Source organism: Streptomyces sp. YIM 130001, assembly GCF_003574445.1.
GTDB lineage: Bacteria > Actinomycetota > Actinomycetes > Streptomycetales > Streptomycetaceae > Streptomyces.
In genome coordinates this window covers 1-25,517 of sequence record NZ_KZ984578.1, presented here as the reverse complement: position 1 = coordinate 25,517, position 25,517 = coordinate 1, and the positions used below count along the sequence as shown (strand labels likewise).

At 71.7% G+C, this 25,517-nt stretch carries 20 protein-coding genes; 8 read left to right on the top strand and 12 right to left on the bottom strand.

Annotated features, from left to right (window positions below; translation table 11 throughout):
* The first annotated feature begins 24 nt into the window (after window positions 1-24).
* The 5 genes from DSC45_RS34175 (at window position 25) to DSC45_RS34155 (ending at window position 6,038) form a co-directional block, all read left to right on the top strand.
* Window positions 25-1,890 carry an ABC transporter substrate-binding protein gene (locus tag DSC45_RS34175; protein ID WP_119295930.1) on the top strand — a complete coding sequence of 622 codons (1,866 nt, stop codon included), beginning with the start codon at window positions 25-27 and terminating at the stop codon, window positions 1,888-1,890.
* 3 nt (window positions 1,891-1,893) lie between these two features.
* The gene (locus DSC45_RS34170) at window positions 1,894-2,967 is read left to right on the top strand and encodes an ABC transporter permease (protein WP_119295929.1); all 1,074 of its coding nucleotides are present in this window, start codon (window positions 1,894-1,896) and stop codon (window positions 2,965-2,967) included.
* The gene (locus tag DSC45_RS34165; protein ID WP_119295928.1) at window positions 2,964-3,920 is read left to right on the top strand and encodes an ABC transporter permease; all 957 of its coding nucleotides are present in this window, start codon (window positions 2,964-2,966) and stop codon (window positions 3,918-3,920) included. The genes DSC45_RS34170 and DSC45_RS34165 overlap by 4 nt, the downstream gene beginning before the upstream one ends.
* Window positions 3,917-4,894, top strand: coding sequence for an ABC transporter ATP-binding protein (locus tag DSC45_RS34160; protein ID WP_119295927.1), 978 nt, complete (start codon window positions 3,917-3,919; stop codon window positions 4,892-4,894). The genes DSC45_RS34165 and DSC45_RS34160 overlap by 4 nt, the downstream gene beginning before the upstream one ends.
* Window positions 4,895-5,048: 154 nt before the next feature.
* Entirely contained in the window at window positions 5,049-6,038 is a 990-nt protein-coding gene (locus DSC45_RS34155) for an ABC transporter ATP-binding protein (RefSeq protein ID WP_119295954.1), read from the top strand.
* 118 nt (window positions 6,039-6,156) lie between these two features.
* Here the strand turns inward: DSC45_RS34155 and DSC45_RS34150 are convergent, their stop codons facing one another.
* From DSC45_RS34150 to rimP, 9 genes are all read right to left on the bottom strand, one after another.
* A complete protein-coding gene (locus DSC45_RS34150; protein WP_119295926.1) occupies window positions 6,157-7,101 on the bottom strand; it encodes a bifunctional riboflavin kinase/FAD synthetase in 945 nt (314 codons plus the stop codon).
* 124 nt (window positions 7,102-7,225) lie between these two features.
* A complete protein-coding gene (locus DSC45_RS36690; protein ID WP_240435007.1) occupies window positions 7,226-12,118 on the bottom strand; it encodes a hypothetical protein in 4,893 nt (1,630 codons plus the stop codon).
* Between the two features lie 270 nt (window positions 12,119-12,388).
* Window positions 12,389-13,348, bottom strand: a complete 960-nt coding sequence (truB, locus tag DSC45_RS34140; RefSeq protein ID WP_119295925.1) for a tRNA pseudouridine(55) synthase TruB — start codon at window positions 13,346-13,348, stop codon at window positions 12,389-12,391.
* On the bottom strand, window positions 13,345-13,794 hold the full coding sequence (gene rbfA, locus DSC45_RS34135) for a 30S ribosome-binding factor RbfA (protein WP_119295924.1): 450 nt from the start codon (window positions 13,792-13,794) through the stop codon (window positions 13,345-13,347). The genes truB and rbfA overlap by 4 nt, the downstream gene beginning before the upstream one ends.
* Before the next feature lie 127 nt (window positions 13,795-13,921).
* The gene (locus DSC45_RS34130) at window positions 13,922-14,215 is read right to left on the bottom strand and encodes a DUF503 domain-containing protein (RefSeq protein WP_119295953.1); all 294 of its coding nucleotides are present in this window, start codon (window positions 14,213-14,215) and stop codon (window positions 13,922-13,924) included.
* 135 nt (window positions 14,216-14,350) lie between these two features.
* The gene (gene infB, locus DSC45_RS34125; RefSeq protein ID WP_119295923.1) at window positions 14,351-17,431 is read right to left on the bottom strand and encodes a translation initiation factor IF-2; all 3,081 of its coding nucleotides are present in this window, start codon (window positions 17,429-17,431) and stop codon (window positions 14,351-14,353) included.
* A 144-nt stretch (window positions 17,432-17,575) separates the two neighbouring features.
* On the bottom strand, window positions 17,576-17,854 hold the full coding sequence (locus tag DSC45_RS34120; RefSeq protein ID WP_119295952.1) for a YlxR family protein: 279 nt from the start codon (window positions 17,852-17,854) through the stop codon (window positions 17,576-17,578).
* A 164-nt stretch (window positions 17,855-18,018) separates the two neighbouring features.
* Window positions 18,019-19,020 (bottom strand): transcription termination factor NusA, encoded by a 1,002-nt coding sequence (nusA, locus tag DSC45_RS34115; RefSeq protein WP_119295922.1) that lies wholly within the window; start codon window positions 19,018-19,020, stop codon window positions 18,019-18,021.
* 2 nt (window positions 19,021-19,022) lie between these two features.
* Window positions 19,023-19,550 carry a ribosome maturation factor RimP gene (rimP, locus tag DSC45_RS34110; RefSeq protein WP_119295921.1) on the bottom strand — a complete coding sequence of 176 codons (528 nt, stop codon included), beginning with the start codon at window positions 19,548-19,550 and terminating at the stop codon, window positions 19,023-19,025.
* 263 nt (window positions 19,551-19,813) lie between these two features.
* Between rimP and DSC45_RS34105 the strand changes: the two genes are divergently transcribed.
* Genes DSC45_RS34105 through DSC45_RS34095 form a run of 3 tightly spaced genes read left to right on the top strand, consistent with a single transcriptional unit; the run spans window position 19,814 to window position 21,881 of the window.
* On the top strand, window positions 19,814-20,395 hold the full coding sequence (locus DSC45_RS34105; RefSeq protein ID WP_119295920.1) for a hypothetical protein: 582 nt from the start codon (window positions 19,814-19,816) through the stop codon (window positions 20,393-20,395).
* Window positions 20,392-20,925: a ferritin-like domain-containing protein gene (locus tag DSC45_RS34100; RefSeq protein ID WP_119295919.1), complete on the top strand. Its 534-nt coding sequence runs from the start codon at window positions 20,392-20,394 to the stop codon at window positions 20,923-20,925. Before DSC45_RS34105 ends, DSC45_RS34100 begins: the two co-directional genes overlap by 4 nt.
* Before the next feature lie 56 nt (window positions 20,926-20,981).
* Window positions 20,982-21,881, top strand: a complete 900-nt coding sequence (locus DSC45_RS34095; RefSeq protein WP_119295951.1) for an aminoglycoside phosphotransferase family protein — start codon at window positions 20,982-20,984, stop codon at window positions 21,879-21,881.
* 155 nt (window positions 21,882-22,036) lie between these two features.
* On the opposite strand, the gene DSC45_RS34090 is transcribed toward DSC45_RS34095, so the two are convergent.
* From DSC45_RS34090 to DSC45_RS34080, 3 genes are all read right to left on the bottom strand, one after another.
* Complete coding sequence (locus tag DSC45_RS34090; protein ID WP_119295918.1) at window positions 22,037-23,731, bottom strand: proline--tRNA ligase; 1,695 nt, start codon at window positions 23,729-23,731, stop codon at window positions 22,037-22,039.
* A 72-nt stretch (window positions 23,732-23,803) separates the two neighbouring features.
* Complete coding sequence (locus DSC45_RS34085) at window positions 23,804-24,346, bottom strand: GNAT family N-acetyltransferase (RefSeq protein ID WP_119295917.1); 543 nt, start codon at window positions 24,344-24,346, stop codon at window positions 23,804-23,806.
* A gap of 64 nt (window positions 24,347-24,410) precedes the next feature.
* Complete coding sequence (locus DSC45_RS34080; protein ID WP_205571491.1) at window positions 24,411-25,265, bottom strand: GNAT family N-acetyltransferase; 855 nt, start codon at window positions 25,263-25,265, stop codon at window positions 24,411-24,413.
* Window positions 25,266-25,517 lie beyond the last annotated feature (252 nt).

Here is a 25,517-nt window from a genome sequence, read left to right as displayed (position 1 = left end):
GCACCGATCCGAGGTCAACGCCCCATGGACAGAAGAGATCTACACGCCAGACCGGTTCGAGCGCGCCGTCGGCTGCGGCTGCTGCTCGCCTCGGGCGCCGCGGCCTTCACCCTGACCGCCGGGCTCGCCACGCCACTCAACCCGGTCCCGCAGCAGGCGGAGGCCAAGGACGACAAGTCGACTCTGACGGTCGCGGTGGCCCAAAGTGTCGACTCCCTGAGCCCGTTCGTGGCCCAGCGCCTGATCAGCACCAGCGTGCACCGCCTGATGTACGACTTCCTCACCAACTACGACGCCGAGACGGGCAAGACGATCCCCGGCCTCGCCACCGAGTGGAAGACCTCCAAGGACAAGCTGACCTGGACGTACAAGATCCGGGACAACTCCAAGTGGTCCGACGGCAAGCAGGCCACCGCCGAGGACGCCGCCTGGACGTACAACAAGCTGATGACCAAGGAGGGTTCGGCCCTCCAGAACGCCAGCTTCGTCACCAACTTCAAGAAGGTCACCGCGCCGAGCCCCACCGAGCTGGTCGTCGAGCTGAAGAAGCCGCAGGCCACCATGACGGCGCTCGACATCCCGATCGTGCCCAAGCACGTCTGGGAGAAGGAGGGTGACCTGGCGAAGTTCAACAACGACAAGAAGTTCCCGATCGTCGGCAACGGCCCCTTCATCGTCACCGACTACAAGGTCGACAGCTACGTCAAGCTGAAGGCCAACAAGGACTTCTGGCGCGGCACACCCAAGTTCGACGAGCTGGTCTTCCGCTACTACAAGGACCAGGACGCCGCGGTCGCCGCTCTGCGCAAGGGCGAGGTCTCCTTCGTCGCGGGCAGCCCGAGCCTCACTCCGGCGCAGGCCGCATCCTTGAAGAAGACCGACGACATCAAGGTCAACGACGCCCCGGGCCGCCGCTTCTTCGCGATCGCCGCGAACCCGGGCGCCCGCACCAAGGACGGCAAGAAGTTCGGTGACGGGCACCCCTCACTGCACGACCAGAAGGTCCGTCAGGCGCTGTTCACCGCGGTGGACCGCAAGACGATCATCGACAAGGTCTTCCAGGGCTACGCGGAAGAAGGCGCCGGCTACATCCCGCCGCGCTTCAAGGACTACTTCTGGGAACCGGAAGCCGACCAGAAGCTGGCGTACGACCCGAAGAAGGCGGCCCAACTCCTCGACGACGCGGGCTACAAGAAGAACGGCGACGGCAAGCGCGTCGGCAAGGACGGCAAGCCGCTCGAGTACCGCATGCTGTGCCACGCCACCGACCCGAACGACAAGGCGATCGGCAAGTACCTCAAGGAGTGGTGGGGCGACCTCGGCATCGGCCTGAAGGTCGACTGCATGGACAACGTCACGGACCCCTGGTACGCGGGCGAGTACGACCTGGCCTTCGACGGCTGGTCCGTCAACCCGGACCCCGACTTCGTCCTGTCGATCCACACCTGTGCGGCGCTCCCCGCCAAGCCGAAGGAGACGGCGGCGACCGACAACTTCATCTGCGACAAGAAGTTCGACGACCTGTACGAGAAGCAGTTGGCCGAGTACGACCCGGCCAAGCGGGCGGACATCGTCAAGCAGATGCAGTCGCGCCTCTACGACAGCGGGTACATGAACGTCATGGCGTACCCGAACGCGGTCGAGGCCTACCGCACCGACCAGATCAAGTCCATCACCACGATGCCGAAGAGCGCGGGCAACATCTACGGCCAGGACGGCTACTGGAGCTGGTGGTCGGCGGTCCCGGCCGACTCCTCCGAGAGCTCCGGTGACAGCGGCGGCAGCTCCACGGGCGTCGTCGTCGGCATCGCGGTCGCGGCCGTGGTGCTCGCCGGTGGCGGCTTCCTGATCGCACGGCGCCGCCGCTCGACGGCGGAAGAGCGCGAATAGTCCATGACGACGCACAGCACCACCGCACGTGATCAGGACGCGGTGCCCGACGGTCCGGCCTCGGCCGGGCCGTCGGCCCGCGGGCCCCTCAACCGATCGACCGCCGCGTATCTGCGGTACGTGGCGGGCAAGCTGGCCGGCGCGGCCGTGTCACTGTTCGCCGTACTCGTCACGAGCTTCTTCCTGTTCCGGCTGATTCCCGGTGACCCGGTCAAGGCGATGACCGGCGGGCGGCAGGTCAGCAGTGAGCAGATCCGCGCGATGCGCGAGGAGTTCGGGCTCGATCTGCCGATGTGGCAGCAGTTCACGGACTACTGCGGCAAGGCGCTGACCGGCGATCTGGGGACCTCGTACCAGTTCAAGGCCCCGGTGGTCGACAAGATCAGTGAGGCGCTTCCGGCCACCCTGCTGCTGACCGGCACCGCCTTCGTCCTGTACACCCTCATCGGCATCTGGCTCGGCTCTCGCTCGGCATGGCGGCACGGCCGCTTCGGAGACCGGTTCAACACGGCGTTCGCACTGACGCTGTACTCGGTGCCCTCGTTCTGGCTCGGACTGCTGCTGATCATCACCCTGTCGGTCGGCATCGGCCCGATCCCGGGCATGTTCCCGACCGGCGGTATGGAGTCCGGCGGCGAGAGCGGCTTCGGCTACGTCATCGACGTCGCGCACCACCTGATCCTGCCGGTACTCACCCTGGTCGCCGTCGAGTACGCGCGCACCCTTCTGGTCATGCGCTCCTCGCTGCTCGACGAGATGGGCAGCGACTATCTGACCACGGCCCGCGCCAAGGGCCTCAGGGACGACGAGGTGCGCCGCAAGCACGCGGTGCCGAACGCCCTGCTGCCGACGGTGACCCTGCTGTTCGTGAACCTGGGCAACACGGTGGCCGGCGCCATCCTGGTGGAGACCGTCTTCTCCTGGCCCGGGCTCGGCGGACTGTTCTACCAGGCGCTGAGTGTGCCCGATCTGCCTTTGGTACAGGGCCTGTTCTTCGTGTTCGCCGCCGCGGTGATCCTGATGAACACGCTGGCCGACCTGATCTATCCGCTGCTCGATCCCCGGGTGGGCCGATGAAGACCGACAGCACGAAGCCCGAGGCGGCCGCACCGGCCGGTGAGACGGCCAAGTCCGCCGCCACGAGCGCGCGGAGCGTGGCCCGCGCCCGGCGCCGGCGGGCGGTGGTCCAGTTCTGGAAGCAGTACCGCAGCCACCGGGCCGGAGTCGCAGGCCTGGCGATCCTCGTCCTGATCGCGGTGCTCGCCCTCGCTGCGCCGCTGATCACCGGCTCGGACGCGCAGAACGTCACCGACGCGCCGGGCGCACCGCTCGAGGAGCCGACCGGTGAATTCCCGCTCGGCACCGACCAGTTCGGCCGCAATCTGATCGCCCTGCTGCTGTGGGGCGCTCGGGTGTCACTGACCGTCGGGCTGCTCGCGGCCTTCCTGACCGTGGCCATCGGCACTCTGGTCGGGATCACCGCGGGGCACTTCGGCGGCTGGTACTCGACCGTGATCATGCGGATCACCGACTGGTTCCTGGTGATGCCGACCCTGGTGCTCGCGATCGCGCTGGCCACCGTGATGGACAAGTCCATCTGGACGACGGTCATCGCGATCGGCGTCACCGCCTGGCCCACGACAGCCCGGCTCGTACGCGCCCAGACGCTGGCCGTGGAGTCCCGGCCGTACATCGAACGCGCCACGGCGCTCGGCGGCGGCCACCGGCACGTGATGGGCCGCCATGTGCTGCCCAACGTGATGCCGCTGGTGCTCGCCCAGACCACCCTGGTGATCTCCCAGGCGATTCTGACCGAGGCCACTCTCGCCTTCCTCGGGCTCGGTGACCCGATGATCGTCTCCTGGGGCGGACTGCTCCAGGACGCCCGCGAGGCGGGCGCCGTGAGCTCCGGTGCCTGGTGGTACCTGGCTCCTCCCGGGCTGGCCATCGCCGTCGTCGCCCTCGCGTTCACCCTGTGCGGACGCACCATCGAATCCGTACTCAACCCCAAGCTGGGGGTGACCCGTTGAGTCTCCTGGACATCCGGAATCTCGAAGTGACCTACGCCTCAGGGGCGGCCGCCGTACGTGGCGTGGACCTGTCGCTCGCGGCCGGCCAGAAGCTCGGCATCGCCGGCGAATCCGGTTGTGGCAAGTCCACCCTGGCGCTCGCCCTGCTCCGGCTACTCCCGGCCGGCACCCGGACCACCGGCGAGGTGCTGCTGGACGGTGAGGACGTGCTCACCATGAAGTGGGGCCGGCTGCGCGCGGTGCGCTGGGCCGGTGCGTCGATCGTCTTCCAGGGCGCGATGCACTCGCTCAACGCGGTGCACCGTATCGGCGACCAGATCGCCGAGCCCATGCTCATCCACCGCACGGCTTCTCCGGCCGCCGCGAAGAAGCGGGTCGGTGAACTCCTGGAGCAGGTCGGCCTGCCCGCCGCCCGCGCCGAGGCCTACCCGCACGAGCTCTCCGGCGGCCAGCGACAGCGCGTCATGATCGCCATGGCACTCGCCTGCGACCCCCGCCTCATCGTCGCCGACGAACCGACGACGGCGCTCGACGTCATGATCCAGGCCCAGATCCTGCGCCTGATCGAGGAGCTGGTGTCCGAGAAGGGCCTCGGCCTGGTGATGATCAGTCACGACCTGGCCGTCCTGTCGGACACCTGCGACCGCCTCGCGGTGATGTACGCGGGACGCGTCGTCGAGGAGGGCCCGGCCGCGCAGGTCTACGAGGACGCGAGGCACCCGTACGGCAAGGCGCTGTCCGGCGCCTTCCCGCGGATCGGCGACCCGGCGTCCCGTCGTGCGCCGCGCGGCCTCGCCGGCGACCCGCCGGACCCCTCGGCGCTGCCGGGCGGCTGCACCTTCCACCCGCGATGCCCGGTCGCCCTGGACATCTGCGCCACCGAGGACCAGGAACTGCGTTCGGCGGCACCGGAGCGGCGGGCGGCCTGCGTCCATGTGGGCGCGTCCTCGGCCGTGGTCGAGCAGGCACGATGACGCCGCCGCACTCGGCGAGCCGCCGGACAGGTCCGCAGTCGCGTCCCTCGGCGCCGACCGGCGTACGTACACGCCCCCTTGGTCCCACGTCATGACACCGGAACCCGCCGACAAGCACAGGGCGACGCAGCGGGCGTCCGCCGAGGAGCACACGATGACCGATTCCCCCCTGCTCAGCGCCGACGGGCTGCACATCACCTTCCCCGGCCGCCGGGGAGCCCCCGAGGCGCGCGCGGTCGACGGGGTCGATCTCGACATCGCACCGGGCGAGATCGTCGCGCTGGTCGGCGAGTCCGGCTGCGGCAAGACGACGCTGGCCCGTTCACTGCTGGGCCTCGTCAAGCCGACCGCGGGCGCCGTGTCCTTCGACGGGGGCCCGCTGCGGTACGAGGGCCGCGCGCTGAAGGCGTACCGCAAGCGCGTACAGCTGGTGCTGCAGGACCCGAGCGGCTCGCTCAACCCCCGGCACACCGTGTACGAGGCGGTCGCCGAGGGCCTGCGCATCCACGGGTACGCAGGCGACGAGCGCGAGAAGGTGACCGAGGCACTGTCCCGGGCCGGGCTTCGGCCGCCGGAGCGCTTCTTCCTCCGGTACCCGCACGAGCTGTCCGGCGGCCAGCGACAGCGCGTGGTGATCGCCGGAGCCCTGGTGCTCGACCCCGAACTGATCGTGGCGGACGAACCGGTGGCGTCGCTCGACGCCTCGGTGCGCGGCGAGATCCTGGCGCTGCTGCTCAGCCTGCGCGAGGAACTCGGCCTCTCCGCACTGGTCGTCACGCACGACCTCGGTCTCGCCTGGAACATCGCGGACCGGGTCGCGGTGATGTACCTGGGCCGGATCGTGGAGACGGGGTCGGTCGAGGACGTCCTGACGTCCCCTCAACACCCGTACACCCAGGCCCTGTTGTCGGTCCTCCCGGAGGCCGGCGGCGAACCCGTGGTGCTCGCGGGCGAGCCGCCGGACCCGACCCGGATCCCGTCGGGCTGCCGCTTCCACGCGAGGTGCCAGGTGCTGGCCTCGGGCGAGGCGGAGCGGGCCGGCGTCGCGGACGCATGCCGCCGGGAGGACCTGCCGGTCCTCGGGGGTACGGGAGCGACCCAGGTGGCCTGCCACTGGGCCGTGGCGGGGGCCCCGGCGCCCTGACGGCGTCTGCCCTACGGGCGGGAGCGCCGGGCGGGCCGAACGACCGGCCCGCTCGGCGTGCGGGGACCGGCCGCCCAGGCGTCAGGCGCGCACCTCCGGCCGAGGGACCCGTCAGCGGCTATGCCGCCCCGATCAGCTCCCGGCACCGCTTCACGTCCTCGCCCATCGCCTCGAGCAGCTGCTCGAGGGAGTCGAACTTCCGCTGGCCGCGCACGAAGGCGAGAAAGTCCACCGCCACGTGCAGCCCGTACAGATCCAGCCCGACCCGGTCGATGGCGTACGCCTCGACCGTCCGCTCGGTCCCGTCGAACTGCGGGTTCGTCCCGACCGAGATGGCCGCGGGCATCGCCTCGCCGGCGACTTCGAGCCATCCCGCGTACACGCCGTCCGCGGGGATCGCCGTGTGCGGCAGGGTCTCCACATTCGCCGTGGGGAAGCCGAGTTCACGCCCGCGCTGCGCGCCGCGCACCACCACGCCCTCGACCCGGTGCGGCCGCCCGAGGATCTCCGCGGCGCCGGCCACGTCCCCCTCGGCGACCAGGCGGCGCGTCAGGGTCGACGAGAACGGCTCGCCGCCGCCCGCCTCTCCGGTCACCCGCAGGTCGTTCACCTCGACCTCGTAGTCGTAGGTCGTGCCGAGCTCGGTCAGGAGCGCGACATTGCCGGCGGCCTTGTGGCCGAAACGGAAGTTGGGGCCTTCGACGACCACGCGCGCGTGCAGCTTGTCGACCAGGACCTTGACCACGAAGTCGGCCGGCGACAGCTTCGAGAACTCCGCCGTGAACGGCAGGATGAGCAGTGCGTCGACACCGAGATCGGCCATCAGCTCGGCACGGCGATGGTGCGGCGCGAGCAGCGGCGGATGGCTGCCCGGACGTACGACCTCGCTCGGATGCGGGTCGAAGGTGACGACGACGGAGGGAACGCCGAGCTCACGGGCCCGCTCCACGGTCCGCCCGATGATCAGCTGGTGGCCGCGGTGCACCCCGTCGTAGGAACCGATGGTGACGACGCTGCGCCCCCAGTCCTCGGGGATGTCCTCCAAGCCACGCCAGCGCTGCACGGTGTTTGCTCCTCGCCGAACCTGTGTACGTCCTGATGGGTTGCGTTGCGCAGATCCAAGGGTGCCATGCCGGGCCCGGGCAGCTCGCATCGGATGCCGCCTTCCGGCCGGGAAGCCACCCAGGTCACACGACGGCGGGCCGCCCGGCGACGCCGTCGGTGACGGACGCCGGGTCTTCGCCGGCACCCGCCAGGTTCGCGATCATGCGGCGGGCGCTCGGGCCGATCAGGGCGGCCCACTCCCCGGGGGTCTCCGCCATCCAGCCCGCGACGGTCCGCGCCAGATCGTCGTCCACGCGCGCGAGGTCGACGAGCCGCCGGTCGAAGCGGCCCGCCCCCTCGGGTGTACGGACGAGGAGCAGGCCGGTACGCCGCACGAGACCGCGGGTGGCGGCCCCGGACCGTCCGGCGCGGCGCGCGGCGAGCGCGCACAGGACCGCGTCGAGAACGTCCGGGTCCTGCTCGGTGTCGAGCAGCAGATCCAGCAGCTCGCCACGCAGCTCCTCGGACGCGGGCGTACCCGGGTCCGCGAGCACCCGGGCCAGCGCGGTCCTGATCCGCACCGGAGCGCTGCCGATCAGTCCGGACACCAGCGGATGCAGCACCACGCGCGCGTGGCGGCCCTGTTCCAGACAGGCGTCGATGTACACGGCCGCCTCGCCCGCCGCCTCGGGACGCACCGCCAGGAAGTCCCGGACCAGGACGGCGACCCGGCGGGCCAGGGGCGGCGTGGTGACCGCGGCGAGGGTCCGCAGCAGGTCACCCGGTACCGGACCCGGTTCGGCGAGCCGCCGCCGGAAGGCGGCCAGCACCGGATCCGGGTGGGTGGGCAGCGCGGCGGCGACCGCTGCGGCGGTCACCTGCGGGTCCCCTGCCTCGAAGCGGGTGAGCGCAAGCTCCAGGTAGCGGTCCCGGCTCACGGGGTCGCGTACGAGCAGGGCGAGTGCGCTGCCGTGCAGCGTGCAGTCGGCCGGGCGGGCGAGCAGCGCCAGGGCCGCGTACCGCAGGAGACTGTGGTCGGCCTCGCTCCTGGCACCCGGAGCCGCCCGGAGGCCGTACGCGGCTGCGGCCACCCGGCGCTCGGGGCGCTGGTCGTGCGCCCAGCGGTCGACCGCGCGGCACATCGCGGACGGTTCGTCCTCGGCGAGGGCACCGAGCAGTTCGTCGCCCAGCGGGTGGGCGCAGCCGACGAGGGCCTCCATCAGGTCGTCGATGGCCCCGTGGCGGTGGGTGTGCAACAGCGCCTGCGCCGCCCGCTCGACGGTCGCCTCCGGCGCCGACCTGAGCGCCCGCCGGTCCCCGAACCACCCGGTCAGCAACGGTTGTACGACCCTTGGCTCGTCCCGCAGCCACTCGGCCACCCCGTCGAGGAAGCGTTCGTCGCCCCGGCCGCCGTCGGCCACCACCAGACACCGGAGCAGCTCCATCCGCTCCACCGCGGGCAGGGCGAGGCCGCGCCAGAACCACACGCCGAACGTGTCGAAGGGCCGCCTCCCCGCTGCGTGCCCGTCCGTGGCGCCGGGGCCGACGGGGGCGTGGTCCGGTGCCTGCGGGTGCGGGCGGGCCGCGTCTTGCGGCTGTTCCGTCGCCGGCAGCACGTCCACCGTCCGGTTCGTCCCGGTCGTCGGAGCCGCTCCGTACGGTCCGATCCCCCAGGACGCTCCGGCCGGCGCGGGCTCCGTGCTCTCCCGCGGCCACCCGAGCGGATCGACACTCGCGGACGCCGCTCCGGACTCCTCGGCCGCCTGAGCCGCGCCGCCGGACACCTCGTCAGCGTCGTCCGGACAGGTACGCGTGTTCCCCGGACTCTGTGCCGGGACAGCCTCGGCTCCATGCCGTTCGAGACCGATCGGACCCGTTCCCTGCCGAACCCGGGACGAACCGGCCGGCTCACCGGCCCAGTCGTCGCCCCGCCCGGTGCGCGGCAGCACCCCGGTGTCGCCGACGCGCTCCACGAGCAGCCGAAGCACGGGCGAGTACGGCCCGGCGTCGGGCACTCGAGTCAGCACTTCGGCCGTCAACTGCGCCGCCCACCACACCGCGTCGGCCGCGGCGGCGTCGCGTGCGAGGGCCGCACGCTGCTGCGAGGCCGCAGTGTCGTCCTCAAGTCCCGCGCTGCCGGCACCACTTGCCCGACCGGAGCCGTCCGCGCCACCAGGAGCCGCCGTTTCAACGGCCACCTGTCGGTCCGCTCGCGACGCTCCCGGGGCACCGGCCGCCCACGGCCCACGGTCCGCGTCCACGCCGTCCGTGTGCTCGCCGGCCACCACCGCACCGGACATGCCCCGACCACGGACTCCCTCCGCCCCGCTCGCCGCTTCCCGGCCCGCTGCGTACGCCGCCGTCACGTCTCCGGCTGCCGTTCCACGGGGTCCCCGTTCAGCGGACTCCCGACTCCCGGCAACGGCCCCACCGGCGCGCCCGCCCGGGGACCCAGCCGCTTCGTCACTCCGCGGCGCTCCCACCCCGATCCGCTCGAAGTACTGACACACGCGGACCAACTCGGCCAGGCGCCGGGCCACTTCAGCGGCACCGCCCTGACGGTCCAGACGCAGCAGAGCCTGCACCACGGGCCCGATCCGATGCCGCGGAACGGGCGGCCCTCCGCGTGCCGCCGAGAGCCGTGGAGACGCCGTCTCCGCCCTGGCCCGTCCCGCACGCGGTTCCGCCGCAGGAGACTCCGCCCGAGGCCCTTCCGTACGCACTCCGGCCCCCCGCCCGGCACTCCGCCGCCGCGCAGACCCACGTCCCGCCCGACCACCCCCCTGCCGGGGTACGAACCGCTCCCGTTCGGTGACCGCGGCAGAGCCCTCAGCAGCCCGGGCCCGGCCGTCCAGGCCCTCCCCGTGGTCGCGCGAGGCGGCCGATGCCGCATCCGTGTCCCGTACGACCCGGTGGACCAGCGCCCACAGCGCGGCGTCCAGATCCAGGTGCGTCCCCTGCATCCAGTCCGCGAACTCCTCGTGGGCGAACCGGTATCCGTCTCCGGCCGGGACCAGCAGCCCCTCGGTCAGCACCGCGGACGCGAGTCCGCTCGACCACGGGAAGACCGACTCGAAGCCGGCCCGGTCCAACTCCCCCTGCCCCGGCCCCAGACAGCGCCGCGCGGCCTCGTGCACCTGTCCCGCCACCTTCGCGGCGAGGCGGGTGACCGCGGTCCCGCGCAGCCCGCGCGGCGCCGCCAGCCGCACCGCGACCCGCAGGCACATCAGGTCCAGGTAGGCGGCGAAAACGTCGTCCCTGGCCGGACGCCCCGAGAAGCCGTCCGGCAGCGCACCCCGGAGTTCCGCGACGAGCCGCAGCGTCAGCGGATGTCCGGCATCGGCGGGCCCGAGTGCGTTGTCGGGCACGCCGAACCGGGCACGCGCGCGTGCAGCCTGTTCCCCGGTGAGGTCGCCGATCCGCACACAGCCCGGCAGCCGCGGGTCGCGCCCGTACAGCAGGTCGGCGGGCAGGTGCGTTCCGGCCTGCTCCCAGTACGCCCCGCGACAGGCGACGATCATGCGTGCGCCGGTGGCCCTCAGCCAGTCGGCCGTCCCCGCGGTCCACTCGGCGAGGCGGTGGGCCAGACCAGGCGGCATCTCCTCGGGACAGTCGAGCACCACCAGCAACGGGCGCCCCGCATCGCGCGCGAGCCGAGCGACGCGTTCGGGCCCGATGTCGCCGAGCGGTCCGTTGTCCGCGGCACCCGACCCGGCGGCACCCGCACCCCGTTCGTCGGACGTCGCACCGGCCGGCCGTCCCGGACCGTGCGCGCCCCGGACACCACCCGGCACCGCCGAAGTCCGCTCGTCCGCCGTCCCCGAACCCGCACCCCCGGCCACGTACTCCCCCGACGCCGCGACGATCCGTCCGGCCTCCCCCAACGCCCGCGCCACCGCATCGGCCACGGACGAGTCGCCTCCCCGCAGCGTCGCACCCCGCAGCCACAGCGTCGGCGCGGGCTCCGCACCGCTGGCCCGGCGAGCGGCAAGCGATGCGAGCGCGGTCGTACGCCCCGATCCCGGATCCCCGACCAGAGCCAACACTTGAGGCGGCCCGGACACCGCGCCCCGTCCGGAGAAGCCGGCCCGGGACACAGCATCGCCCCACCCGCCGACAGCCCCGCCACCCTGGAGAAACCGGCCGAACTCCCGCTCCAGCGCGGGCCGTTCCACAGCGTCCCCCGCACATGCCCCGTCCCTCGGCCCCTCCGAACCGACCGACGTGGCCGCCAGCTGCAGCACTGCAGCCAGGTTGAGGTCGTCGCCGTGAGCGGGGACCGCGACTTCGTTGCGCCGCAGCACGGCGGTGAGCGGGCCCTCGGGGCGTTCCGCGGCCGCTGCGGAGGCGAGGTGGACGGCGAAACCCGCGGCGCTGCCGTGCTCCGCCCGCAGCGCCGTACCGAGGATGCCGAGCACCGCCCCCGTGCGGGTGTCGATGACAGGACCGCCGGTCGCCCCTCCCCCGCGCCGCAGCGCATCGCTCCCGTCGGTGCCGACGGCGAGTTCGAGGACGGCACCGATCTCGCGCCGACCGGCTGTCGCCTCGTAGACGACGGAGTCGTGGGCGGCGAGAACACGTGCCTCGCGCCAGCCGCGCGCGTGGAAGTGGACGTACGTCCCGGGCTCCAACGCCCCGTACGCGCGCGTGCTCAAGGGCAGTGTCGGCACCTGAAGATCCCGCGTGCGGATCAGGGCAAGCCCGGCCTCGGGCAGCAGCACGATGTCGGAGGCATCCACGGCGTACGTGAAGTCGTCGGCAGGGGCGGCCTGTCCGGCAGCAGTCGACGAAGCGTCGCCAGGCGTGGCACGAGCGTCAGGCGCGCCGTCGTCATCGGTCCATCCGGAGGGCTTGCCGACAGCAGCGCCGACGGGCAGGTGCAGCACGATCCCGGGCAGGCCGTCGACGGCCTCATGGCTGGTGATCAGGGTGCCCCGGTCGTCGGCCGCGAAGGCCGCGCCACGCAGCCGCCCGGCCGGGTCGCAGATCCGGACGAGCGCCTCTTCGGCGCCCGCCCGGGAACCGACTGCCAGCATCGTCGAACCTCCCTGCCGCGCCTGTGCGTTCGACGGTAGGCCCGCGATGATCAGCGCGACAGAACTCTCGCCGGATGCGCCCCCTCGCACCCCCGGAATTCACTCCGAGCGCCTGCACGATGGGGTGAATCGACGGTCGACCAGGGACAGAACTTGACGGAGGGGGAGCGTGGAGCGGGCACCGGCGGCCCGCTCCACGGAATTCCGGCGACGGATCCGTGCGCTACGGGCCACGCACCCACCCGGCAGGAGAGGCGAAGCCCGCCGGTCTCAGGCGAACACGGCCAGACTCTTCGCCTTGCCCTTGAGCCCTTCGACCAGCGCCACGAACCGCCCCTCGGGGTCGAACACCGCGACAGCCCGCCCCGACCCGTACTCCTCGGGCAGCTCGATCCGCACGCCGTTGAGCAGCAGCTCGGCCCGGCGCGCGTCCACGTCCCACCGCGGGAAGGCCGCAGCCGCGGCGTCGCCTGCCGGCAGTACGGTCAGCTCCTCCTGATGCTGGTCCAGGGTGTACGCCCGGTCGATCCCGTAGGGGCCGACCCTGGTGCGCCGCAGCGCCGTCAGATGACCGCCCGTACCGAGCCCGGCGCCGAGATCGCGGGCGAGCGCACGGATGTAGGTCCCGGACGAGCAGACCACCGAGACCACCAGGTCCTTGACCGCCGTTCCGTCCTCCGCGACCGCATCCCGTACGTCGTACACGGTGAAGGTGGACACGGTCACCGGCCTGGCCGGAATCTCGAAGTCCTCGCCCTCCCGCGCCCGCTTGTAGGACCGCTTGCCGTCGATCTTGATCGCGCTGACCTTGGACGGCACCTGCATGATGTCGCCCGTGAGCTCCGCGACCCCGGCATCCATGGCCTCGCGGGTCACCGCGGAGGCGTCGGCCGACGAGGTGATCTCGCCCTCCGCGTCGTCGGTCAGGGTGTTCTGTCCGAGGCGGATCGTGCCGAGGTACTCCTTCTCGGTCAGCGCGAGGTGACCGAGAAGCTTGGTCGCCCGTTCGACGCCGAGGACGAGCACACCGGTCGCCATCGGATCGAGCGTTCCCGCATGACCGACCCGGCGCGTCCTGGCGATGCCGCGCATCTTGGCGACGACGTCGTGCGAGGTGAAACCGGACGGCTTGTCGACGATGACGAGCCCGTCGGCCGGACCGCCCCCACCCGTGCCGGAGGCCGGCCCGCGCTCACCGTGCCGGCCGGCCCTCGTGTTCTGCTTGCTCATTCGGCTTCGTCGCCGGCCTCGTCGTCACCCGGCTTGCGGTACGGGTCCGCCTCACCGGCGTAGTCGGCGCCGGAGGACACCTCGCGCACCTTGGCGTCGGACGCCCGTGCCCTGTCGAGCAGGTTCTCGATGGTCTTGGCGTTCTCCGGCAGCGCGTCCGCCACGAACGCCAGGGTCGGCGTGAACTTCACACCGGCCGCGGCGCCCACCGCGGAACGCAGCACACCCTTGGCGCTCTCCAGGCCACGGGCGGCGTTCTCCCGCTCCTCGTCGTCGCCGTAGACCGTGTAGAAGACCGTCGCCTCCCGCAGGTCGCCGGTGACCCGGGTGTCGGTGATCGTCACATGCGAACCGAGGCGCGGGTCCTTGACCCCACGCTGCAGCTTCTCGGCGACCACCTCTCGGATGAGGTCCGCCAGCTTCTTCGCCCGCGCGTTGTCGGCCACTGGTCCGTCTCCCTTTTACTTGCTTTCCTACGTGCGTCGTCAGGTCGGTGCGTCGGCACGGCTGCGACCACGCGCATTCGTGCCGGTCGCCGTCGGCCGTGAGCCGTCGGCTCTCGGTCGTCGGCACTCAGTCGTCGTCACCGTGGAGCTGCCGACGCACCGACAGCAGTTCCACTTCCGGTCGGGCGGCGACCAGCCGCTCGCACCGGTCCAGTACGTCCGAGAGATGCCCGGTCTCCCCGGACACCATCGCCACGCCGATCTCGGCCCTGCGATGAAGGTTCTGCACACCGACCTCCGCCACACTCACGGAGAACTTCCGGTGCAGTTCGGCGACGATCGGCCGGACGACGGAGCGCTTCTCCTTCAGGGACCGTACGTCGCCGAGGAGCAGATCGAAGGACAGAGTCCCCACATACATGGTCACCCGGATGACCCGCCGGTACGGGATCGGTGCCCCGCCAACCACTTGGCAGGGACATCCAAACCGTACACGGAACGACCGGGGCCGATCGACGGAAATTCTCCCGTCGACCGGCCCCGGCCTACCGCGTGATCAGCCTCGCGGCTTCTCGCGCATCTCGTACGTCGCGATGACGTCGTCGATCTTGATGTCGTTGAAGTTTCCGAGGTTGATACCGCCCTCGAAGCCTTCGCGGATCTCGGTGACGTCGTCCTTGAAGCGGCGCAGACCGGTGATCGTGAGGTTCTCGGAGATCACCTTGCCGTCGCGGAGCAGACGCGCCTTCGTGTTGCGCTTGACCTCGCCGGAGCGGACCAGCACACCGGCGATGTTGCCCAGCTTGGACGAGCGGAAGATCTCGCGGATCTCCGCCGTGCCGAGCTCGACCTCTTCGTACTCCGGCTTGAGCATGCCCTTGAGGGCCGCCTCGATCTCCTCGATCGCCTGGTAGATGACCGAGTAGTACCGGACGTCCACACCCTCGCGCTCGGCCATCTGCGTGGCACGCCCTGCGGCACGCACGTTGAAGCCGATGACGATGGCGTCGGAGCCCATGGCCAGGTCGATGTCCGACTCGGTGACCGCACCCACACCGCGGTGCAGCACGCGGATGTCGACCTCTTCGCCGACGTCCAGCTGCAGCAGCGAGGACTCGAGAGCCTCGACCGAACCGGACGCGTCGCCCTTGATGATGAGGTTGAGCTGCTCGACCTCGCCGGCCTTGAGCACCTTGTCGAGGTCCTCGAGGGACACCCGGCGGGTGCGCTTGGCGAACGCGGCGTTGCGCTCACGGGCGGCACGCTTCTCGGCGATCTGACGGGCCGTACGGTCCTCGTCGACCACCAGGAAGTTGTCACCCGCGCCCGGGACGTTGGTCAGACCGAGGACCAGGACCGGCGTCGAGGGCTCAGCGACCTCGACGTTCTCGCCCTTGTCGTCGAGCATCGCGCGGACTCGGCCGTACGCGTCACCGGCGACCATCGTGTCACCGACGCGCAGCGTGCCGCGCTGGACCAGGACGGTCGCGACGGCGCCGCGGCCCTTGTCCAGGTGGGCCTCGATCGCGATGCCCTGCGCGTCCTGCTCCGGGTTGGCCCGCAGGTCGAGCGAGGCGTCCGCGGTCAGGACCACGGCCTCGAGCAGGGAGTCGATGTTCTCGCCCTGCTTGGCGGAGATGTCGACGAACATGGTCTCGCCGCCGTACTCCTCGGCCACGAGGCCGTATTCGGTGAGCTGACCGCGCACCTTGGTCGGGTCGGCACCCTCGACGTCGATCTTGTTGACCGCGACCACGATCGGCACCTCGGCCGCCTTGGCGTGGTTCAGCGCCTCGATGGTCTGGGGCATCACACCGTCGTTGGCCGCCACCACGAGGATCGCGATGTCGGTCGACTTGGCACCACGGGCACGCATGGCGGTGAACGCCTCGTGACCCGGGGTGTCGATGAAGGTGATGCGACGCTCTTCGCCGTTGACCTCGGCGCCGACCTGGTACGCACCGATGTGCTGCGTGATGCCGCCGGCCTCGCCCGCGAGGACGTTGGTCTTGCGGATCGCGTCCAAGAGGCGGGTCTTACCGTGGTCGACGTGACCCATGACGGTCACTACGGGCGGACGCGCGACGAGGTTCTCCTCGCCACCCTCGTCCTCGCCGAACTCGATGTCGAAGGACTCGAGCAGCTCGCGGTCCTCCTCCTCGGGGCTGACGATCTGAACCGTGTAGTTCATCTCATCGCCGAGGAGGCTCAGGGTCTCGTCGGAGACCGACTGAGTGGCCGTGACCATCTCGCCGAGGTTCATCATCACCGCGACCAGCGACGCCGGGTTGGCGTTGATCTTCTCGGCGAAGTCGGTGAGGGAGGCACCGCGCGACAGGCGAACCATCTCGCCGTTGCCGCGAGGCAGCATCACGCCGCCGACCGACGGGGCCTGCATGGCCTCGTACTCCTGGCGCCTCTGCCGCTTCGACTTACGGCCACGACGCGCGGGACCGCCGGGACGACCGAAGGCGCCCTGCGTGCCACCACGGCCACCGGGACCGCCGGGACGTCCACCGAATCCGGGACGACCGCCGCCACCGGGACGACCGGCGAAGCCGCCACCGCCACCGGGACGACCGGCAAAGCCGCCGCCACCGCCACCGGGACCGCCGGGACGACCGGCGAATCCGGGACGACCGCCGCCGCCACCGCCGCCACCGGCACGAGCGCCGCCACCGGGGCCACGGCCACCGCCGGGGCCACCACCGGGACGCGGACCGGCCGCGGGACGCTGCGGCATCATGCCCGGGTTCGGACGGTTACCGCCGCCGGGACGGGGGCCGCCGGGGCCCGCTCCCTGCGGACGGGGCATGTTGCCGGGCGAGGGGCGGTTGGCGCCGCCCTGGCCCTGACCCTGGGGGCGAGGCCCACCCTGGCCGCCGCCCTGCGGACGCGGGCCGCCGGGCGCACCCTGGCCACCGGGACGCGGGGCGCCGCCGGGACGGGGCGCCTGCGGGCGCGCCATACCGGTGGAGCCGCCGGACGTGAACGGGTTGTTGCCCGGACGGGGGCCCGAGGACCGTCCGCCGGGACGCGGGGCACGCTCGCCACCGGGGCGCGGAGCACCGGGACGGGCCTGGCCCTGACCACCCTGGCCCTGACCCTGGCCACCCTGACCGGGGGCCGGACGGCCACCGGGCTTGGGCGCCGCGGGACGCGCGCCGGGCTTGGGGCCGGACGGCGCGGCGGGCGGTGCGGTGAACTCCGACTGGACCGGAGCAGCCGGCGCCGGCTTCGGCGCGGGCTTGGGGCCCGGCGTCGGACGCGGGCCTGCCGGCTTCTCCGCCGCGGGAGTCTCCGCGGCGGGCTTCTCGGCCGCCGGTGTCTCTGCCGCAGCCGGCTTGGGGGCCGGTGCGGGCTTGGGCGCGGCAGGTCGTGCTGCCTGCGCGGGGGACGGTGCCGACGGGGACGCGGGCTTCGGCGCCGCGCTCTTGCGCGGGGCCGCGGGCTTCGCACCGGACTTGCCGGAGCCGTTGCCCTGCTCGAACGCGTCGGTCAGCTTGCGTACTACGGGCGCCTCGATCGTCGAAGACGCCGAACGGACGAACTCCCCGAGTTCTTGGAGCTTGGCCATGACGGCCTTGCTCTCTACGCCGAACTCCTTGGCGAGCTCGTATACCCGGACCTTAGCCACTTCGCTCCTTTTAGGTCCGGGTTACGCCGGACCGTCGCTACTTCATGGGCGTACTCATCGCGTACTCATCGAGTGCTCATCGCAATCTCGACCTACTTCCGACTCGCGAGGTACCAAGCCGCACGGGGTTCCGTACGGCATGTCTTACGGTGTCGCCTGCTCGACATACCGGTTCAGATCCGCGGTGTCGAGCGGACTCCGGACTCGGAAGGCCCGGGAGAACGCTCGGCGGCGGACCGCCAGGTCGAGACAGACCAGGGCGGGATGCACATAGGCACCCCGGCCGGGCAGCGTACCGCGAGGATCGGGGACACATACGCCCTCGATCGCCACGATGCGCAACAGATCTCTCTTGGCCGCTCGCTCCCGGCACCCCACACATGTGCGCTCAGGGCATGCTCGGGCGGGCGTCCGGCCAGACACGCTCAAGTCTACCTCCCCGTACCGACCTCACCCCATTGGGGCAGAAGTCGAACGGCTGTTTTCACGATCGGTCGTCCTGATCCAGGTGATCTTCGACCGGATCTTTGCGTTCACTCGCCGGTCCGCGAAGGCTCCGTCGGTCCCGGAGACCTTCCGACCGGACCTCAGCGATCGTCGTCGGCGGGGTCCGGCTGCTCGGTGTCGGGCCTGATGTCGATACGCCAGCCCGTCAGCCGGGCGGCCAGGCGGGCGTTCTGGCCCTCCTTGCCGATGGCGAGCGACAGCTGGTAGTCCGGCACCGTGACCCGGGCGGAGCGGGCGGCGAGGTCCACGACCTCGACCTTGCTGACACGGGCCGGCGAGAGAGCGCTCGCCACCATGTCGGCCGGGTCGTCGGTCCAGTCGACGATGTCGATCTTCTCGCCGTTGAGCTCCGCCATGACGTTGCGCACCCGGCCGCCCATCGGGCCGATGCAGGCGCCCTTGGCGTTCAGGCCGGAGCGGGTGGAGCGCACGGCGATCTTGGTGCGGTGGCCCGCCTCGCGCGCGATGGCGCAGATCTCCACCGATCCGTCCGCGATCTCGGGGACCTCGAGCGAGAAGAGCTTCTTCACCAGGTTCGGGTGGGTGCGCGACAGCGTGACGGACGGTCCGCGCACTCCCTTGACCACGCGTACGACGTAGCTGCGCAGGCGCATGCCGTGCGGGTACGTCTCACCGGGCACCTGCTCCTGGACCGGCAGGATCGCCTCGAGGCGGCCGATGTCGACCAGGACGTTCTTCGGGTCGCGGCCCTGCTGGACGACGCCGGTGACGATGTCTCCCTCGCGGCCCGCGTACTCGCCGAGCGTCGCGTCGTCCTCGGCGTCACGCAGGCGCTGCAGGATGACCTGCTTCGCCGTCGTCGCCGCGATGCGTCCGAAGCCGGACGGGGTGTCGTCGAACTCGCGGGCCTCCTGGCCCTCTTCGAGGTCGGCGGCGTCCTCCTTCGCCCAGACCGTCACATGTCCGCTGTGGCGGTCGAGCTCCACGCGCGCGTGGCGGCGGCTTCCCTCGGTGCGGTGGTAGGCGATGAGGAGGGCCGACTCGATCGCCTCGACCAGCAGGTCGAAGGAGATCTCCTTCTCACGGACCAGGCCCCTGAGGGCGCTCATGTCGATGTCCACGGCTACGCCTCCTCTTCGTTGTTCGTGTTGTTCTTGGAGTTGTTTTCCTTGCGGTTGAACTCGACCTCCACGCGCGCGCGGTCGATGTCCGCGAAGGCGAGCCGCCGCGTGGTGGGCTTGCGGCCCTTGACGCCGGGTACTTCGAGGTCGAGCCCGTCCTCGTCCACTTCGAGAATGCGGGCGACGAGCTCGCCGGAGCCGGCCTGCTCGGTCAGCCGGAACTTCACCAGTCGGCCCGTCGCACGGACGTAGTGCCGGTGCGCGGTCAGTGGCCGGTCCGCTCCGGGCGATGTCACCTCGAGGACGTACTCGCCCGAGCCCATCGCGTCGGTGGTGTCCAGCTGCTCGGAGATCTCGCGGCTGAGCTCGGCGCAGGTGTCGAGCTGCACGCCGTCGTCCGCATCGACCACGATGCGCAGCACACGCCGCTTTCCGGCCGGGGTCACGGTGATCTCTTCGAGGTCCAGATCCTTGGAGCTGACCAGCGGTTCTACGAGTCCGCGCAGCCTCTCGCTCTGGGTGGTGCTCATCCGGGTGACTCCTCGGCCGCGTGTGCTGTTGTGGTCTCGTCGCGTGTCAGGTGAAAGGGTATCCGGTCGCCAGGGGTGTTGCCGTCCACCTGTACCGAGACGGCCACCTGTGGACGTCTGTGCCGGTCGTACGAGCCGCTGGACTGTGCGAGGCCCGGCCGAAGGTACGGTGATCGCGGGCCGGGCCGCGCCCGATGTGCCGTTCGCAGCCCTTCCCGAGCCCTGCCGTTGCTGCTGGTCACGAGCCCACGAGGACGCCTGCCGTGCCGTTCACCAATTCGCCGCCGCCCCGCACTGGGCCGCGTAGAAGGAGCCTGCTCGCCACGGCGGCCGGTACCGCGCTGCTCGTCGGATGCTCGGGCGGCGGGGCGGGGTCCGACGACGAGCGGCCCTCCGCGGAACGCCGGGCACGCGCGCGTGCCTCGCTCGACAGCCGGCGGCTCGCCGCGCATTACGACGCCGTGATCGCCGCGCACCCCGGGCTCACCGGACGGCTGCGGGAGTTGCGCACCGAGACGCTGCAGCATGCGGACGCCTTCGACGCCGGGCCGTCCGACGACTCGGCGTCTCCGTCCGCTTCCGCGTCCGGCGGACCGTCGAGCACTCCGGAGCCGCCACCCGTGTCGGGTTCACCGTCCGCTGCGGCGTCGCCGGGGTCCGGTTCCTTCGACGTACCGGCCGACGAGAAGGAGGCGCTGCGGACCCTTGCCGCGGCCGAGCAGAAACTCGCAGGCCGGCGCCGCAAGGTGCTCGAGGACGCCCCGGGCGAACGGGCCCGGCTGCTCGCCTCCGTCGCCGCCGCCGGTGACGCCCACGCCTACCTGTTGACCGAGGGGGACAAGTGAGCGCCGAGGTGATCGCGGCCTGTCAGGCGGCACTGCGCGCCGAGCACGCCGCGGTGTACGGCTACGGGGTGGTCGGTGGCCGCATCGGCGAGGATCGCCGCGGCGAGGCGCGTTCCGCCTACGACGCGCACCGGTCCCGGCGGGACGGCCTGCGGCGCACCGTGCGCGATCTGGGCGAGTCCCCCGAACAGGCCGCCGCGGCCTACGCGTTGCCCTTCCCCGTCCCGGACGCCGGGGCCGCGGCCCGGCTCGCCGCGGAACTCGAGGACCGGGTGGCCGGTGTGTACGCGGACCTGGTGCGGACCGCCGAGGGCGAGCGGCGTGCGGCCGCGGCCGATGCGCTGCGGGAGGCCGCCGTCCGCGCGGCGCGCTGGCGCGGCGGCAGCGTAGCCTTCCCCGGGCTCGCGGAACGGTCCACGGCACCGAGCCCGAGCGCCACCCCGACCAGCGGCCCGACGGACGGTCCGACGAACGAACGGGGCGCGGCATCCGGCAGCGCGGCCGCGCCCGACCCGGCGGGCAGGGCCTGAGCGAGCCGGACAGCAGGACCGAGCAGGCCGAAAGGAGCACAGCGCGCATGTCGCGGATGGAATTCGAGGCACCGGCACGGCTGGTACGGGCGCTCGGCGACGCCACGGACGCCGCTCCCGGAGACGGTGCCCACTGGCCGGCCCGGGTGCCGGAGCTGGTGCGGGAGGCCACCGGGCTGCTCGGTCTGAGCGTGGAGCGGGTGCAGCTGCCGGGCGGGCGTTCCAGTGTCGTGGTTCTGGTGCGTCGCGCCGACGGCACCCCGGCCGCACTGAAGCTGGCGCCTCCGCAGGCACTTCCGGAACGTGAGGCGAAAGCGCTCGTCCACTGGGACGGGCACGGCGCCTGCCGGCTCCTCGACTCGAGCGTGCCCGGCGCGCTGCTCCTGGAGCGGCTGCAGCCCGATGTCACGCTGCGCTCCCTGCCGGAGGCGAAGGCGCTGCTCGAGGCCGCCGGTGTGGTGCGCAGGCTGTGGGTCGAGCCCCCCGCCGACCACGGGTTCGAGACGGTTCTCCAGCGCACCGAGGGGCCTGCGAAGGCGATGGCCACCGTGGACGAACAGATCCGGCCACTGGCGACATCGGCGCTCGAGGCACGGGCCGAACTACTGGCCCACCCGGCCGAACAACTGCTGCTGCACGGCGAGTTCCACCAGGGCAAGGCACTGGCCGGCGACCGGACCCACTGGCTGGCGGTGGGCCCGGTGCCCGTGGTCGGCGAGCGGGCGTACGAACTGGCCCGGCCCGCGCTCGACCGCCTCGACGACCTGGTGGCGTCCAGCAGCGGCGCCTCGACGGCCCGCAGGCGGGTGAACAGGCTGGCGGACTCGCTCGACGTGGACCGTGACCGGCTGCGCGGCTGGACCTTGTTCCGTGCCGTGGACAACGCGCTCGTCGCTCGGCGCGAAGGCCGGCGGTCGCGGGCGGAGCTGCTGCTCGAGTTCGCCGCCTGGCTCTGAGCGGCCGGGACACCCGTACGAGCGACGTGGCCGCACGCCGCCGGCCCCGTACGACTGAGGCCCCGTACGACTGAGGCCCCGTACGACTGAGGCCCCGTACGAACGGCGGGTGTCCCGGGAAGCCGGGACACCCGCCGTTCGCCGTGCGGGGTGCGTCAGGCCGTGACGCGGGCGATCGCCTCGGCGACCGGCAGCTCCTCGCGCTCGCCGGTGCGGCGGTCCTTCAGCTCCACCACGCCCTCCGCGGTGCGGCGGCCCGCGACCAGGATGGTGGGCACGCCGATCAGCTCGGCGTCGGTGAACTTCACCCCGGGCGAGACGCCGGCACGGTCGTCGACGAGGACCCGGACGCCCGCGGCGCCGAGCTTCTCGGCGACTTCGAGGGCCAGTTCGGTCTGCGCGGCCTTGCCCGCGGCGACGACGTGCACATCGGCCGGCGCCACCTCCGCTGACCAGCAGAGGCCCTGCTCGTCGGCGGACTGCTCGGCGAGTGCGGCGACGGCCCGCGAGACGCCGATGCCGTACGAGCCCATGGTCACGCGGACCGGCTTGCCCTCCTTGCCGAGCACGTCGAGCTGGAAGGTGTCGGCGTACTTGCGACCCAGCTGGAAGATGTGGCCGATTTCGATCGCCCGGTCGAGCTTCACGCCGGCGCCGCAGTTCGGGCAGGGGTCGCCCTCCTCGACGACGACCACGTCCAGATAGTCGTCGACCTCGAAGTCCCGGCCGCAGACCACGTTCTTCGCGTGGGTGTCGGGCTTGTTGGCCCCGGTGACCCAGGAGGTGCCGGGGGCCACTCGCGGGTCGGCGATGTAGCGCACCTTCTCCAGGCCTTGCGGTCCGACGTAGCCGCGCACCAGGTCGTCGCGGCCCTCGAAGTCCTCGGCCGTGACGAGCTCGACGACGGCGGGGGCCAGCTGCTCGCCGAGCTTGCCGAGGTCGACCTCGCGGTCGCCGGGGACGCCCACGGCGACGATCTCGCCGTCGACCTTGACCAGAAGGTTCTTCAGAGTGGCCGACGCGGGAACACCGAGGTGCGCGGCGAGGGTCTCGATGGTGGGGGTGTCCGGGGTGTCGAGTTCCTCGATCGCCGGATGGTCCTGGCCCTCGACGGGCTGCAGGGCGAAGGTGACGGCCTCGGTGTTGGCCGCGTAGTCGCAGGCCGGGCAGTCGACGAAGGTGTCCTCGCCGGCCGCGGCCGGGGCCAGGAACTCCTCGGAGGCCGAGCCGCCCATCGCGCCGGAGACGGCGGAGCAGATGCGGTAGTCGAGGCCGAGGCGAGCGAAGATCTTCTGGTACGCCTCGCGATGCAGCGCATACGCCTGCTCGAGGCCCTCGTCAGTGGCGTCGAACGAGTACGAGTCCTTCATCTGGAACTCGCGCCCGCGCAGCACGCCGGAGCGCGGGCGGGCCTCGTCGCGGTACTTGGTCTGGATCTGGTAGAGGATCACCGGCAGGTCCTTGTAGGACGTGCACTGGTCCTTGACGGTCTGGGTGAAGATCTCCTCGTGGGTGGGGCCGAGGAGGTAGTCGCCGCCCTTGCGGTCCTTGATCCGGAACAGGAGGTCGCCGTATTCCTCCCAGCGGCCGGACGCCTCGTAGGGCTCCTTGGGAAGCAGAGCCGGCAGCAGGACCTCCTGGCCGCCGATCGCGTCCATCTCCTCGCGGACGACGCGCGTGACGTTCTCGAGGACCTTCTTGCCGAGCGGCAGCCAGGTCCAGATGCCCGCCGCGTTCCGGCGCACGTATCCGGCGCGGACGAGCAGCTTGTGGCTGAGCGTCTCGGCGTCCGCCGGGTCGTCGCGCAGTGTCTTGATCATCAAGCGGGACATGCGCTGGACCTGGGCCATGGTGAACTCCTGCGTGGAAACCTGTGAATAGCCAGGAGGTTAGCCGGGCCCCGGCCGGGGGCGGTAATCCGTTCAGTGCCGGCGCAGCGGCAGCGGGGCTCCCATCACGGCGTACGGCCTGGGCGCGGAGGGGAAAATCACCTGGCGGGCGAGGTCGTCGTAGCCGAGCGAGCGGTACAGGCCGCGGGCCGGGCTCTCGGTGTCGATGGCCGACAGGATGGAGCGGGGCTCGTCGGCGGAGTCGGTGATCGTGGTGATCAGCGCGCGTCCGATGCCGCGGTTCTGGTGGCGTGGATGGACATGGAGTTCGGTGATGACGAAGGAGTCGTCGAGCCAGTCGTCGCTGTCGAGGCCCCGCAGGTACGGCTCGACCACCGTGGACCACCAGTGGGCGCGGTCGTTGGGCATGCCGTAGACGAAGCCGACCAGGCGGCCCTCTGAGTTCGTGGCACCTAGGGCGCGGGCTCCGGGGCAGCCGATGTGGCGCAGCACGATCTGTCGGCGAACCTCGACCTCGTCGTCGCTGAGGCCGAAGGCGAGGGCCTGCACGGCGAGCGCCTCGTCGACGTGTGCGGCGAGGTCGAGCGGCTCGATCGCGGCGGCTACGTCTGTCATGGGGGAACCCTACTGGCCGCTCAGGGAGGTCAATGGGGCTTCAGGGCCACGCACGCCCGGCGGCTCAGAAGAGCACACTCATGAACGCGCCGACTTCCCGGAAGCCCACTCTGCGGTACGAGGCGCGGGCGGGGGTGTTGAAGTCGTTCACGTACAGGCTCACCACCGGCGCGACGTCGGCGAGGGCGTAGCGCAGTACGGCCGCCATGCCCGGGACGGACAGGCCCTGGCCGCGGTACTCGGGTGCGACCCAGACGCCCTGGATCTGGCAGGCGCCGGCAGTCGCGGCGCCGATCTCGGCCTTGAAGACCACTCGGCCGTTCTCTATGCGGGCGAACGAGCGTCCGGAGCCGACGAGTTCGGCGACTCGCGCCTGGTAGAGGAGTCCGCCGTCGCCGGCCATCGGCGAGACTCCGACCTCCTCGGTGAACATGGCGATACAGGCCGGCATGATCACGTCCATCTCGTCCTTGCGGATCCGGCGGACGCCCGGGTCGGGTTCGATGTCGTGCGGCATCCGGTCGGTGACCATCAGCGGCTGGTGGGAGCGGACCTCGCGGGCCGGGCCCCAACTGGGTTCGAGCAGCTTCCACAGCAGCGCGGTCGGCTCGGCGGGTCCGACGACGGAGGAGCAGCGACGGCCGGCCCGGCGGGCCCGGTCGGCGAAAGCGCGTACCGCATCGGGGGTGGCGCAGATCGGCACCAGGTTCGCGCCGGCGTAGCAGAGCGAGCGCAGCCTTCCGTCGGCGTACCAGCCCCACATCTCGCCACCGAGGCGCCACGGGTCGAGGCCCGCGACGTGGACCCGGGCGGCGACGAAAGCGTTGTTCACCGGCTCGCGCTCGAGAATCTCGAGGGCGGCGGCAAGCACACCGGGGTCACCGGCTTCCAGGACCTTGGTGGTGGTCTGAGTCAACACGAGAACGGGGGCCTCACCGTACGGGCTACTGATCTCCGCACTGTACCTGTCGGCTCGTCGCCGCGCGCTCCTGATCAGGGACGATCAACGGGGGGCCGCCGTCGAGGAAGTTCGGCATCGGACGGCGGGGCCCGGTGACGGAACGACCCGAGGCCCGTCACGGGCCTCGGGTCGTCGTGAACCGCCGGTGGAATCGGCGTGCTCGAAGTCTCGGTCGGGTCAGCCGACGGAGACCTCGGGTTCGCCGGAGAT